Annotated in this window: 13 protein-coding genes; 3 read left to right on the top strand and 10 right to left on the bottom strand. The window is 60.0% G+C overall.

The window, feature by feature from the left end:
• Positions 1-120 precede the first annotated feature (120 nt).
• On the bottom strand, positions 121-870 hold the full coding sequence (locus CQ017_RS00485; protein ID WP_105552070.1) for an SDR family oxidoreductase: 750 nt from the start codon (positions 868-870) through the stop codon (positions 121-123).
• 41 nt (positions 871-911) lie between these two features.
• Positions 912-1,634, bottom strand: coding sequence for a beta-ketoacyl-ACP reductase (locus CQ017_RS00480; protein WP_096288768.1), 723 nt, complete (start codon positions 1,632-1,634; stop codon positions 912-914).
• Between the two features lie 209 nt (positions 1,635-1,843).
• On the opposite strand from CQ017_RS00480, the gene CQ017_RS00475 reads away from it, so the two are divergent.
• From CQ017_RS00475 to CQ017_RS00465, 3 genes are read left to right on the top strand one after another with little or no spacing between them, the layout of a single operon-like run.
• Positions 1,844-2,248 carry a DUF3099 domain-containing protein gene (locus tag CQ017_RS00475; RefSeq protein WP_105552069.1) on the top strand — a complete coding sequence of 135 codons (405 nt, stop codon included), beginning with the start codon at positions 1,844-1,846 and terminating at the stop codon, positions 2,246-2,248.
• Positions 2,249-2,491, top strand: a complete 243-nt coding sequence (locus CQ017_RS00470) for an acetone carboxylase (protein WP_105552068.1) — start codon at positions 2,249-2,251, stop codon at positions 2,489-2,491.
• Positions 2,492-3,403, top strand: a complete 912-nt coding sequence (locus CQ017_RS00465) for an SURF1 family protein (RefSeq protein ID WP_105552067.1) — start codon at positions 2,492-2,494, stop codon at positions 3,401-3,403.
• 671 nt (positions 3,404-4,074) lie between these two features.
• Here CQ017_RS00465 and CQ017_RS00460 read toward each other — a convergent pair.
• The 8 genes from CQ017_RS00460 to mptB (CQ017_RS00425) all read right to left on the bottom strand — a co-directional run bounded on the left by CQ017_RS00460 (position 4,075) and on the right by mptB (CQ017_RS00425) (position 13,619).
• A complete protein-coding gene (locus tag CQ017_RS00460; RefSeq protein ID WP_096288777.1) occupies positions 4,075-4,407 on the bottom strand; it encodes a transcriptional regulator in 333 nt (110 codons plus the stop codon).
• Positions 4,404-5,186 (bottom strand): hypothetical protein, encoded by a 783-nt coding sequence (locus tag CQ017_RS00455; RefSeq protein WP_146112394.1) that lies wholly within the window; start codon positions 5,184-5,186, stop codon positions 4,404-4,406. Before CQ017_RS00455 ends, CQ017_RS00460 begins: the two co-directional genes overlap by 4 nt.
• Positions 5,187-5,581: 395 nt before the next feature.
• Positions 5,582-7,183 (bottom strand): ABC-F family ATP-binding cassette domain-containing protein, encoded by a 1,602-nt coding sequence (locus CQ017_RS00450; RefSeq protein ID WP_096288781.1) that lies wholly within the window; start codon positions 7,181-7,183, stop codon positions 5,582-5,584.
• 173 nt (positions 7,184-7,356) lie between these two features.
• Complete coding sequence (locus CQ017_RS00445) at positions 7,357-8,454, bottom strand: GTP pyrophosphokinase family protein (protein WP_096288783.1); 1,098 nt, start codon at positions 8,452-8,454, stop codon at positions 7,357-7,359.
• Positions 8,455-8,519: 65 nt separating this feature from the next.
• Complete coding sequence (locus CQ017_RS00440; protein WP_096288785.1) at positions 8,520-9,287, bottom strand: DUF2637 domain-containing protein; 768 nt, start codon at positions 9,285-9,287, stop codon at positions 8,520-8,522.
• A gap of 130 nt (positions 9,288-9,417) precedes the next feature.
• On the bottom strand, positions 9,418-10,509 hold the full coding sequence (locus CQ017_RS00435) for a VanZ family protein (RefSeq protein ID WP_176484295.1): 1,092 nt from the start codon (positions 10,507-10,509) through the stop codon (positions 9,418-9,420).
• Positions 10,510-10,575: 66 nt separating this feature from the next.
• Positions 10,576-12,090 carry a polyprenol phosphomannose-dependent alpha 1,6 mannosyltransferase MptB gene (mptB, locus tag CQ017_RS00430; RefSeq protein ID WP_105552065.1) on the bottom strand — a complete coding sequence of 505 codons (1,515 nt, stop codon included), beginning with the start codon at positions 12,088-12,090 and terminating at the stop codon, positions 10,576-10,578.
• Positions 12,090-13,619 carry a polyprenol phosphomannose-dependent alpha 1,6 mannosyltransferase MptB gene (mptB, locus tag CQ017_RS00425; protein ID WP_258133436.1) on the bottom strand — a complete coding sequence of 510 codons (1,530 nt, stop codon included), beginning with the start codon at positions 13,617-13,619 and terminating at the stop codon, positions 12,090-12,092. The genes mptB (CQ017_RS00430) and mptB (CQ017_RS00425) overlap by 1 nt, the downstream gene beginning before the upstream one ends.
• Positions 13,620-13,681: the final 62 nt, after the last annotated feature.

The raw sequence follows: 13,681 nt of genomic DNA, 5'->3' as shown, positions 1-13,681 counted from the left end.
TCTTCGCAGGCCAGCCCCGACGGCACGCCCCTCGATCGGATGCTTAAAAAGCCTGTTGCCCGCCCCCAACTCTGGGGGCGGGCAACAGGCTTTGGAGTTGATCAGCTGATCAGCAGGTAGTTACTGGCCTGCCTGCTTCAGGAAGTCCTCGGCGCCGCCAACGTACTCGGTGTGACCGGTTTCCACCTCGGCGAAGACCATCTTGGCAACCTCGGCGCCGAACTCCTCGACGGAGTACAGCTTGCCGGCGGCCTCGCGGCGGGCCTCGATGGCGCCCGGTTCTACGCGGTTGAGCAGGGTCGCGGTGATGGTGCCCTCGATCATGTCGCCGGAGACGACAACGAAGTCGATATTCTTCTCGGCCAGCTTCGGGATGAACTCGCGCAAGGCGTCTTCACCCGCACGCTTGGACTGCGCGACCTGGTCGTAGGCATCCATGGTGGAGACCTGCTTGATGAAGTGCGCCTGGTGGCTGGTCACGAAGACCACGCGGCCGCCCTCGCTCAGCTTTGGCAGGGCCGCCTCGAGCATTGCGACCTGCGCGTCACGGTTCAAGCGCAGCGCGTAGTTCTCCCCCATAGAGGTTTCCATGCCGCCGGAGGCGTTCAGCACCAGCACGTCGAGGGAACCGAAGTTTTCGACCGCTGCGTCGACCAGGGCCTGCGGGCCCTCGACGGTGGTGAGGTCCGAGCCGACGGCGACAGCCTTGCCGCCCTTTTCCTCGATGGTGCTCACGATCTTGTTGGCTCGTGGCGCCTTAGCGCGGTAGTTGATCACCACGCCGACACCCTGTTCTGCGAGGATCTGTGCGGTGACAGCGCCGATGCCGCGGGAAGAACCGGTGACAATTGCACCCTTGTATTCGCTCAACTTTTCTTACTCCTTAGGATGATTGAAGATTGGGGGTAGTTCTAGTGGCCCATGCCCAAGCCGCCATCGACCGGGATCACGGCACCGGAGATGTAGGCCGCTTCGTCGCTGGCAACCCAGCGGACCACGTTGGCAACCTCTTCGGGTTCGGCGAAGCGGTTGGCCGGGATGGACTGCAGGTACGACTTCTGGGTTTCTTCCGGAAGCACGGCGGTCATTTCGGTATTGATGAAGCCCGGGGCGACCACGTTGGCGGTGATATTGCGCGAACCCAGCTCGCGGGTCAGCGAACGGGCGATACCCACCAGCCCGGCCTTGGACGCGGCGTAGTTGATCTGGCCCGGCGAGCCGTAGAGCCCCACCACCGAGGAGATGAGCACTATGCGCCCACGCTTCAGGCGCAGCATGCCCTTGGTTGCGCGTTTGATCACACGGAAGGCGCCGGTCAGGTTCGTATCGATCACCGAGGTGAAGTCGTCTTCGCTCATGCGCAACAGGAGGGTGTCTTTGGTAACACCGGCGTTTGCGACGAGCACCTCGACCGGGCCGTGAGCCGCTTCGACCTCTTTGAAGGCCGCGTCGATCGACTCCGCGTCGGTGACATCCGCCTTCACGCCCAGCAGCCCGGCAGGCACCTCGCCACTGCGGTAAGTGATCGCTACCTTGTCGCCGTTAGCTTCGAACGAACGCGCAATGGCTAGGCCGATTCCGCGGTTTCCGCCGGTGACCAGTACGCTGCGGCCGTTGGTGGTATCCGTGCTCAATGTTTTTCTCCATCCATGCATCTCCTGCACGCCGTCGATTTGCGGGCGAAGGATCAGGCACTTTGCTTAGGTCAGTAGCTACTCCGAGAACAATCCTATTAGCTACCACGCAGTATTACCGCTTCGACGGCATGTAGAAATTCGGTTCTCACAGGCTCAAGTGAGAGAATAGGGGCAGAAATAACCCCGTTGAGCGAAGTTCGAAAGCCATGTCACACCAGCACTCGAACCCCGGTCCCAAGGACCAGCCGGTTCATCGCATTACCGAAGCGCACGAGTCCCATAGCTCCGAGCGCGATCTGCGTGTGCGCAAATACACGATATCCATGACCGTGCGCATGGTGTGCTTCATCTTGGCTTTCTTTTTTGAAGGCTGGATACGCTGGGTCATGCTGGCCGGCGCGATCGTTCTTCCCTATATCGCGGTAGTCATCGCCAACGGAGGTGCCGATCTGACCAAGCGAGAGCCGCCGGCGGAGTTCTACACGGGCATCGAACCGGAACAGCTTGAAAACAAGGTCCAGGCCACCGGGGCCGAGGAACCAGAGGTGGTCATCATCGATGGCACACTCGTAGAGCCGGCCCCGCCAACCGAGACTCCGAAGGAGCAGTAAATGGATCTGTTAGGTTCGCTTGGCGGCGCAAATTCCGCCCCGGCCCCGGTGCAGTGCTCCCGCAAGGGATGCCGCCAGCCCGCCGAATACCAGCTTTTGTGGAACAACCCCAAAATCCACACCCCGGAACGACGCAAGATCTGGTTGGCCTGCCAAGAGCATCGCGAATGGCTGGAGACCTACCTCAAGGAACGCTTGCTCTATAAGGAAACCCTGCCAATGGGCGAAGGAGCCAATCAGTAAATGTACCGTTTTTTGGCCAGCACCCGCTGGGTGGGCTGGTTGCTGCTCGTCGTGATCTTCGCCGCAGCCTGCACGGGTCTTGGCAAATGGCAGGCAGATCGCCGCGCCGAGGTGCTCACCGCGATCACCCACGTGAACAACAACTACGATGCCGAACCGGTCTCCGGGAACGCGGCCCTGTCCAAGTTCGACGCGCTGCCCGAAGAAGATACCTGGATGACGGTGAAGCTCACCGGCCAGTACCTCGCCGAGGACACACGTATCGTGCGCAACCGCATCAAGGCGGCCCGTCCGGGCTATGAGGTGCTGGTGCCTTTCCGCACCGAGTCCGGCGCCACGGTCATTATCGACCGCGGCTACCTGCCCATCGGCAACTCCGAAAACGGTCGCCCCGATGAGGTCCCGGCTCCCCCAACGGGCACCGTCACGCTGGAGGCTCGGCTGAAGCCAACCGAAGTCAAACTGGATCGTGGTGCCCCCGAGGGCCAGCTAGCTTCCATCTTCCTGCCGGGCTATGCCGCGGATCTTGGCTACCCAATCGCCGAAGGCGCCTACGGCATCATGTACGCGGAAGATCCGGCGCCGGCCACGACGCCGCTTGCGCTGGACAAGCCAGACACCGATGAAGGTCCGCACCTGTCCTACTCCTACCAGTGGTACGCCTTCGGCGTGCTTGCCTTCGTCGGCTTCTGGTACGCAGTGAAGCAACAGCGAAAGATCAACGCCGAAGACGCCGCCGAGCTGGCCGAGGCGAAGGCACTGGGCTTCGACGAACCGGTGCACCGGGTGCGCAAGCTGCGCGCAAAGCAGGAGAAGAAGTTCAGGCGCGACGGCACGCTGACCGACGAGGCCTACGAGGACGCGATGCTCGATGAACCGCGCGACGCCAGCTCCTCCAGCGAATCGCGCTGAGTACAGCAAAACTTCAGACCCTAACCGGAGCTCGGTTAGGGTCAGTTGTTTCAGCTGAGAATCTGCCCCCAAGCGAGGTGCGTCGGCATATTGGATCAGTCCCCCGGGTTGCTGCTTGCGTCCATGGATCGCCTCCACATCGCAGGCTGGTATCCGAGCTCCAACGAGACATCTCGGTGCCCTAGCCATTTCGCCAGTGATTTAGCGACCCGGAATATCTTGGAAAATTTTGCCCGGGATTGCGTAAGGCTACCGATAATTTACAAAACGTTGGTTCGGCGGCCGGTTCAAGTCAGTTGAATCTGTTGAATCGCAGGAAGGCGCGGAGCGCTGTGTGCGGAACCAGTCGTTCCGGCAGCTTGCGCTGTCCTATCTTGAGCGGATTGAACCGTACTGCGGTGAGACCAATCTATACCCCCCTGCATTAATTTGCGGTTGGGGCGATTGGGTAACCATCAGAACAGGTTCAAAATTGTGAAGCTACTCCAAATCCAGTGGCTAGAGATTCTGAACAACGAATCAGCTACCGTGATGGTCGCATCTGATCAACTGACGTTCTTACAATTGGTGAAAACTGTATGCGATTCCGAGAGTGCGGCACGCCAGACGAGTTAGATTGTGAACCTGCTGGAACCGAACAATTTTATAACGGACGATCCACTGCTGCTGAATTAGCTCAGATCTTCGCCGTGCCCAGCTGCAATTTCTTGAAGCGCTGCGAGATGACGCCTAAATGCGGCAGTTCCTGCCGGAGTCGCACGCACCCAAGTACGTGGTTTATTTGCGACATACCCTTTTCGCGGCACAACATAGCCAGTTTTTTGCAGGTAGCTGATTGCTTTGCTAAGGGTTGAATCTTCTGTTTCAATCATGTCCCGCAATGTTGCAAAATCGAATTCTGCGTCTTCTCGCACCGCGGCCATGAGCGAAAACCGAACTGGTGTGAGCAAAGCATCATCCAGTTGGTGTCGTGGATGCTGTTTCTCATTCTCTCCGCCGCTCATGATCGTTGCTTGCTAAGTAACGCGCCGAGAGCCATGGGAAGCGCAACAACGATCGCGCTTACGACTCCAACTACAGGAGAGTCCCATGTCGTGCGTATAGCGACCAGCATGGACAACTGGTACAAGAAAAACGACAATCCGAAAGCGAACCACTCTTGATCTCTCCAGTGGGCACCGAGTTTGACCAATCCTCTGTTGGAGGCACCTAAAATGACCAGCGCCAACATTAACATGCTCATTACGAACTGGGCGAGAGCGAACCAGGAAAAATAGAGCGAGAAAATCGCGATTCCTAAGTAGAGGGCCGCTGCGAGAGTGCCAAGCCGAGTACGGAGGTTCAGCGGCGCGAGATTCCATGCTCTGCGACTCTGCTGCACCTGGTTCCCGGTGCGCCGGCGCCCGGCCAACGTGCTCGCAGCCATCGGTAAGACTATGAGCGCTGCTGTTACAAGACACATCCACCACGGTATGGCGATTCCCAACATACTTGCAGTCGGCAATGCCGCAAATAAAAGGACGGCGAATAAGACACTAACCAACTTGCGACCTTTCAACACAATAACTGCTGAGGCCGATTCCCGATGATTAGCACCCTGAATCAATAACGTGTACATAAGCATGGGCAGGATTAGCAATGTCGCACATAGCCGCCCGGCGTATGCATCCGAAATGCCAAGATGCCCTAGAGGTCCGGTAAATACCAACAGAAAAGTTGCTATATATGTAAAGAACACCGCCGGTTTCCATTTGCTACGGGCGGACTGGAGGTTCTGGGCCACTAGTTCCTGTGTGCGAGCATCTACCCGTTTGGCCTCCTCCAGCATTCGAGCGGCAGTCTTCGGGTCGGGGTGCGGCCACCCATCAAGACCATCGTCAGCAGGTGAACTATCCATACTTCCAAGATAGCAGGAACTTTCTCCTTGGAAAGTGGATATGGATCAGCACTTCAACCGGCTACTTCGAGCCAGAACCTGTTAATTCCGATAGTTTTAGCCAGGTGCTCAAGTTCCCGGAAGCGTGCACCGCCTCCGGATTTTCTAATATCCCCGTCTTTGGACGAATTTTCACGAGCCGACGGCAGACAGTGCAGACTTAACCTCACGGCTGGATATAACACCGCGGGCCGGCACACTGTGCAAGTGTGCCGGCCCGCGGTGAATGTGCAGTCGCTGATTTAGGTCAGTGAGACCAATTCCAGGTAGCCGTCGTTGAACAGGTCTTCGTCGCCATCGGGCAAGATGACCACGCGTTCAGGCTTCAGGGCCGACACCGCGCCCTCATCGTGGCTGACCATGACCACGGCACCCGGGAACGTGGACAGCGCGCCAAGCACCTCTCCGCGCGAGGCGGGGTCGAGGTTGTTAGTCGGCTCATCGAGCAAGAGCACATTCGCGCTGGAAGCCACGATGGTCGCCAGGGCCAGACGGGTCTTCTCGCCGCCGGAGAGCACCCCGGCGGACTTGGACACATCGTCGCCGACGAACATGAACGAGCCGAGGATCGAACGCACGTCTGCATCGTTGAGGTGATCGGGCGCGTTGCGGCGCATGTTCTCCAGCACGGTGGCTTCGGTATCCAGCGTGTCGTGCTCCTGGGCGAAGTAGCCGATCTTCAGGCCGTGGCCCGGAACGATCTCACCGGTGTCTGGTTCGGAGACACCGGCCAGCATGCGCAGCAAGGTGGTCTTACCGGCACCGTTCAGGCCCAGGATGACTACCTTGGAACCGCGGTCGATTGCCAAGGACACGTCGGTGAAGATCTCCAGCGAACCATAGGCCTTCGACAGGCCCTCGGCCATCAGCGGGGTCTTGCCGCAAGGGGCAGGATCCGGGAAGCGCAGCGCCGCGACACGATCGTTGGCACGCACATCTTCGAGTCCCGAGAGCATGCGGTCCACACGTTTGAGCATCGACTGGGCGGCGGAGGCACCGGAGGCACGGGCCTTCATCTTGTTGGCCTGCGCCGTCAAGACCGAGGCCTTCTTCTCGATGTTGCCGCGCTCGCGCTTGCGGGCGCGCTCGTCGGTTTCGCGCTGGACCTGGTAGCGCTTCCAGTTCATGTTGTAGACATCCACCGTGGCGCGGTTGGCGTCCAGGAAGAGCACCTTGTTCACGGTGGCGTCCAGCAGGCCGGTATCGTGGCTGATCATCAGCACGCCGCCGGCATAATTCTTGATGAAGTCGCGCAGCCAGGTGATGGAGTCGGCGTCCAAGTGGTTGGTCGGCTCGTCAAGCAGCAGCGTTTCGGCGTCCGAGTAGAGGATGCGGGCAAGCTCCACACGGCGGCGCTGACCACCGGAGAGCGTGCTCAACGGCTGGTCCAGGATGCGTTCTGGCAGATCCAGATTCGAACAGATCGCGGCGGCTTCGGATTCTGCGGCATAACCGCCGGCGGCCATGAACTCGGCTTCAAGTCGGTCGTAGCGGCGCATGGCCTTGGCGGAGATGCTGGCGTCTTCGCTGGCCATCTCCTCGCGGTTCTTGGCCAGCTTGTTCAGCACGATATCCAGCCCGCGGGCCGCCAGGATGCGGTCGCGCGCGAGCTGCTCCATGTCCGGAGTCTTCGGGTCCTGCGGCAGGTAGCCGATGGAGCCCTTGTTTGACACGTCGCCGCCGGTTGGCTGGGTTTCCCCGGCCAGAACCTTGGTCATGGTGGTCTTACCGGCACCGTTACGACCCACCAGTCCGATCTTGTCGCCCTTGTCAATCCGGAAGTTTACTTCGTCCATCAGCAAGCGGGCGCCGACGCGTAGCTCAAGGTTGGCTACGGAAATCATATGGTGTGGCCCTTTCGAAACGGGGTAAGGAAAATCTATTGGCCCTATCAAGGGCAACTTTACTATCCTACCGGTCGCCCAGCTGGGTTATGCCTTACTGTGTGCGAATCGACATCGGAAGCAAAAAGCCGCCGCCCGCCACCGGGTCTTGGTGGCGGGCGGAGGCAGGTGGCTTAGCCGCGCTGCGTGGAGCGGAAGTCCTTCATCTGAATCAGCCGGCGGCGCAGCGACGCCTCGCGGCGCAGATCCGAGCCGCTGGTCTTTTCGATATGCTCCTTGCCGAAGCGCCACAGCAGCACGTCGTCGAGCAGCCGGTCCGGCCCCGGAGAATACCGGTGGTCCAGCGCCGCGCGGACCTCGGTGACCACATTCGCGTCCAGGAGCTCGGCCAGCTGCCAGGTCGCGTCGATGCCGTGCGCGCCGAGCAGTTCGGCAGCCCAGGACCAGTCGTCATCGCGTTTGCGGTCCACATGCGGCAGCAGGGTCTGCCAGATTTCACCGATCTTCTCCCCCGAGAGCTTCTCGGCGCCCAGCCCCTGCCGGTCGTGATAGCCATTCATCCGGTGGTAGAGATCGTCGATGTCGGTGAAGTAGTTCTCCACGGTTTCGAGCATCGCGGAGGTCGCGGTGAAATGCCGGTCGATCTGCGGGTTCCAGGCCGCCTCGCCGGGATGCTTAAAGCGAATATCGTGCTCCATCTCGCTCCAGGCGTGCTGGAGCACCGTGCGGATTTGCACCTCGAAGACGAAGTTGCCGCTGGGAACCACCGGCTTGCCCAGGGCCTCCTGGAATTTGGAAACGCTCGGTTCATTGCGGGTTTTGAGCAGCAGGTGGCGTGAGGAGTAGCCGTAGGTTCCGGATTCCACCGAACCGATGTCCTTCTCCCGGTCGCTGCGGCAATCGAAGTCCTCGCGGTGTGCCTTGATCAGCGTAGCGACCTGCTGGATTTCGTGGGGCAGCATCACGATGATGCGCAGCCCCACCATGTCGTGGATTTCGCGCAACGGGTTGGGGAATTCGAGCACCGGGTTTGTTTCCGGGGTTTCCTGCAGCTGGCGCGAGGCCTTGGACCGGAAGGACTCCGGAGTCTTCACCCTTCCGGTCACGAACAAGGGTTGGACTTCACTGCCGTGGAACAACGAACGGATCTTGGTTTTCATCGCGCTGAGCACCTCGTCGAGCTCGGCACCGACCGCTTCGAAACGAGTAACTGCCTCGTCGATCTGGTCGCTGAACTGTGCCGGTTCGGTGCTGCTGGTCGATTGATCCATAGTCTTGCCTCCTAGTGCGGTGAAATGCAATAAGTCCTTCGTGTGCTGCTAAACGGGTGGAAGCCTTAGGCCTGCGGACGCGAAAGCCGTTTGGCCATATCCTCGTACAATGGCGCCTTGTCATCGTTCTTCGGCTTGGCCGCGGTGGCTGGTGCGCTGGCCGCCGGAGCCTGCTTCAGCGGGGTGACTTTTTCGGCACGCGACTGGGCAATCGCCTCGGCACGGGCCCTGGCGATGGCATCCTGGTGATCCTGCTCCAGCTGGGCTACGCGTTCGGCTTCGGCCTGCTGCGAGTCGGTCAGCGCGGCGTTGTAACCGTCATCGTAGGCGACGCCGTACTTCTCGGCGTTGGCCGCATCTTCATCGTATTCGTATTCGGCGCGAAGCTTCGAGGCTTCGGACTTCTTCTGGTACATGTGTACGGTCAGGTGGGTGATGGCCAGCAGCACGATTGGCGGCATGGCGGCGACAAGCGCCGAGACCAGCGGTGGCACGCCGTTGACGATCGAGTCCACGGTAAGGATCGCGTGGGTGGAGTTGGCCGCCGTGGACACGATGGCGCCGAAGAACAGCAGCGACCACGGGTAAATCATTGCCTTGCGGTTGAACCCGTTCAGTGCCACGATCGCAACCGTAGCGGCCACGATCATACCGTCGATGATAATTGGCCAGATCCAGGCCAGGCTTGAGTCGATGCCGGAGCGTTCAGCGAGGTCGGTCAGGGCCGCAAAAGATAGGACGAATGCACCGATCGCGATCAAGACCGTGGCACCCACGGCGGTTCCTAGGACGGCGCGGTGAGGCTCGCGCGGAATTTCTGGCTTGTTATCCATGCTGCGGGGCAGACCTTACTTTCGAGAAATGAATAGGAACGTCAACAAAGCGAATGTAGTTACCAGCGGTATCGGGCACCGGCTCCGGAACTATTTTAGCCTCATCGGCTGGGCGTTGTGCGGTGCGCGCTTAGCGCATTCGGCGATCGACAAATCTGGTGCCGGTGATCCGCCCGGCCAAACCCTGGCCGGAACGATCAAAGAGCAAGAAGAGCGAGCTGAGCACCACGTAGCCCAGGACTAGCAAACTCAGCCAGGCCCAGGGGCTGACCGCCCAGATGCTGTCGGCGATTTGGAAGGCGAAGGAAATTCCGCCGAGCCCCAAAAGGCTGCGCAGCAAGGCTTGCCACGCGGAGGCTTCGCGCCGCTGCTTTCCGGCGATACGGATCCAGGCGCAACGCTGACCCAGGCTTGCGCGTCCCGGCGCGAGGGTGGGGAGCAGGAAGACCAGCAGCACGGAGATGGAAGGAATCCACCGCTCGGTCAGGTTGTAGGAGGCCTGCGGTGCGCCCAGTTTTTCGGCGATTTCCAGGACAAAGGTGGTGAGCATGACCAGCGCCAGCACAAAAGCTATATCGAAGGCGTTGGCCATAAAACGGCGCAGCCGGGTGACCTCGCGCGGCGCGGCATTCGCAGCGCTCGATTCGCGGGGTCCGGTCAGCCAGCTGAAGATAGGCAGGTATGCCACGATCGAACCGATCAGGGCGCCGAGGGTGTTGGTCAGCACATCGTCCACGTCCGCCACGCGGTAGGCGCAGGTGTAGAGTCCCCAGATGCCGGTGTACTGGGTCAGCTCGATTGCTAGGCTCGCGGTGAGTCCGATGAGCGTGCCGAGGAAGATGTTGCCGCGCAGCCAGCGAACCGCCAGAATACCCAAGGGCATGAACAAGATCACATTGAATAAGACCTGCCACAGCGTGAAACTCGTCAGAAAGTGACGCATTCCCAGTTCGTAGGACAGCGCGAAGTCGTTGAGAAAGTTCAAAGGATTTAGTTGCGGGATGGCCACCCCGGGCCGGCAGAATGCGGTACGTGTTTCGGGCAGCGGAAGCATCGTGTAGCTGAATAATCCAAAACCATAAATCACCGCGGCGCCGGTGGTCAGCGTGCGCCGCCACGATAAGCGACCGTGGCGGTGGTACTGGATTGCGAGCAGGAAGATACCGGCGGCGCCAAGGAACAGAGCAGCGCCGAGCATGGCTATCGTTGCGGGCCAGAACATCGTTTGCATATTTCTATCTAAGCGGAGAAAGATACCAAGAAGCTGGGATGCCAGGTGTGAGCTTCGTTAACGCCCGGTGGGAGATTCCGGGATGGTGGCAGGACCGGTGTTTCCGCTGAGCACGGTGCGCGTCTTCGGATCGAATCGGAAAAGCCCGGCGATCAGTCCCACCGCGATCACCGCCGCCAGGACCCGCATCAGCCAGACGATATGCCACTGTTCGATGGATAGCTGGTCGACGAATACCACCAGCAGGATCAAGCTGGACAGGTAGATCATGAGCTTCTCCGAAGACCACGAGACTCGGTGCGAGATCGCGAAAAGGGCGATCATCCACAAGATGTACCAGGGCTGGATGATCGGGGCGAGCAAAACCACCGCGGACAGCGCCCAGGCGGCCAAGCGGACGGGCCGAGAAATATCCTTCGCCAAGGCGAGCCGGGCGACGATCAGCAGGGAGAAGGCCTGAAAGAGTGTCACCACGATCGACTGAGTCAGCGCTACCGGTCCACCGAGGAGCCCTACGAGATTGCCGAAGGACCAGCCGATCAGTCCCACCGGGGCGTAGGGGAATGCCGCGTCGCCGGCGGTGAACATCGCCGGAAGCCAGCCGAACCAGAGGTTGGTCACCGCGCCGATCACCGAAAGCCAGGCGAGGCAATAGCAGGAAACCTTCAGCCAGACGACGCAGCGCGCACGCAGCCGGTGGTTCTGACCGAGCAGGATCAACCCGATGAAGGGCAGGACCAGCAGCACGATTGGTTTGACGGAAACCGCGATGGCCAGCGCAAAGGTCGATGCGATGGCGCGGCGGTCATAGGCCAGGGCGAAGGCGCTGAACACTCCGGCGATCATCAACGCATCGTTGTGCGCGCCACCGATCATGGTCAGCAAAAACAGTGGGTTGCCCACGATGGCCCAGTTGGACCAGTTCGGGTTCTGCCCCATTTTTTGGGCGAGTTTCGCGGTGAAATGGAAACAGCCAATGACCCCGAGCAGCGCGACGACGCGCAGCAAACCCACACCGATCTCCGGCACGCCGTTGGAGACGAAGTAGATGATGCGCGATAAGACCAGGAAAAAGGGCCCATATGGCGAGGGCGACTGAGCCCAGAGCCCATCGGATCCGCCATCGAACCAGCCAGGAAGTGCAGAAATACCCTCATGGTAGGGCGATTTGTCCGCGTGCAGCATCCGCCCTTGGGCCAAATATGAATAGACATCACGGCTGAGGATGGGAAAGCTGAACATCAGCGGCGCGGACCACATGGCGATCAACTTGCCCAACTGCCTTGGGTGGATCGTATCTGCGGTTTCGACTAGCGGCCGAGCCAAGATCCAAGATCGAGTCAGCCACGCCAGCCCCAGCGCCATCAGGATAATGCAGCTAATCACGCCCCATACTTCGGTGCGGAATTCGATAAAGAAGCCGCTGCGTGCCAGCGGGGAGAGCTGGCTGCGGGGAAACCAGCCGATCCCCCACGAAGCCACGGTGATCAACGCCGAGGCGGCGAATCCCTGCCACCCCAGGGTTCTCAGCGGCGTGGCATGCCGCTCATAATTTCGCACTTGCACGCTCACTAGGCTTTCTTTTTCTTCTTCAGCCAGTTGGTGGAGCTAAGCAATTCGGGGCAGATCGTTTTAGTCTTCGGATCAAGGAAGACCAGGTACAAGGCGCAGATAATCGAAATGCTCCAAGAGATCAGTTGAACTCGGGGCACCAGGCTCTCTTGCAGGAACTGCCAGACGAAAATCTGGTCCGCGGCCTGATAAGCCAAGAAGAAGATCGTGGTCAGATGCAGCCAGAGCATCTGCCAGTCGTCACGCAGTCCCGTGACGGCGAAGAACGGCAGCAACCACAGCAGGTACCACGGTTGGATCACCGGGGATAGCACGACGATCCCCGCATAGGCGATGCCCATGCGCTGGACCAGATGCGAGTATTTGCCACGGAACATCAGCATGATGGCCAGGCCCACGGCGAGCAGCTGGCCGCCGGTCTTCACCACGGGAAGCACCCAGCCCGATTCCAGGCCGAAGGAATTGAAGATGCCAGAAAGTCCAACGGTGAGCATGCCCAGTGGCGCGATGATGGACACACCGACGCCCTTGTAGTTCAACAGCACGTCGAGCCAGCCGAACCAATAGCCGTTCATCCAACCAACGAGCGTCATGAGCGCCAGGAAAATCGATCCGGAGTAGGCCCAGTACAAAATACGCCGGGGCCAGCTGGCCTTCGGCCCGGCCCAGAGCAAGCCGATAAATGGCAGCAGCACCAGGGTGATTGGCTTGACGCCGATGGAGGCGGCGAGCACCACGATGGCCCAGAATCCGTGGCGCTTGCAGGCGAGGTAGACGGCCCAGACCGACAGTCCGGTCATCAGCGCATCGTTGTGCGCGCTGGCCACAAAGTTCACCAGGAACAACGGATTGGCCACCGTCATCCAGGCCGCCTTGGCACCCGATACGGAATGCAATTCGGCCAGTTTGGGAACGTAGCGCAGGCAGAGCAATACGCCGATGAGCGCAATCCCGCGGAAGGCGAGAACTGCCGCATCGGTGGATCCACCCACGATGTTGACCACGATGTATTCAATGGTCAGAAAGAGCGGGCCGTAGGGAGTGCCGTCCTGTGCCCACATCGTATCGGCTCCCAGCTGGAACCAATTGTTCAAGCTGGAGATGCCGTCGACGTAGGGGTCCTGCCCCGCGTCGACGAGTCTGCCTTGGCCAATATATGCGAAGACGTCGCGACTCATAATCGGCAACGCGATGAGCATCGGAATGCTCCACAGCCAGACCGCGCGGCGCACGATCTTCAGCGAACCCGCGTCCCAGCCCTTGAGCTTCTGCCCCAACCGCCACCAGGCTCGAAACAGCAGCCAGCAACCGAGTGCCAGCAAGATCACGCTGATGGTCACACCGGTGGCTTCGGTGCGGACCATGATGAAGAACGGATCACGGTTAAGCGGTGAAACGCTGGCAAGCCAGCCCGTTCCGAAGGACCCGAAGAGGATCATGGACGAACCGACGATGCCGCTGAGCAACGTCTTATTGACACCAGGGTACGGCTGGGATTCCAGCACTTCTGGTTTGCTAGCGGACACCATGACACCTCGTGCTGGATCGGACAAAAAGTTCGTTTAAAAAATCGACGCCAAGTCCGGGAAAT

This window comes from Arthrobacter sp. MYb224 (assembly GCF_002975455.1).
Lineage (GTDB): Bacteria > Actinomycetota > Actinomycetes > Actinomycetales > Micrococcaceae > Glutamicibacter.
This window is presented reverse-complemented; position numbering and strand designations above follow the sequence as displayed.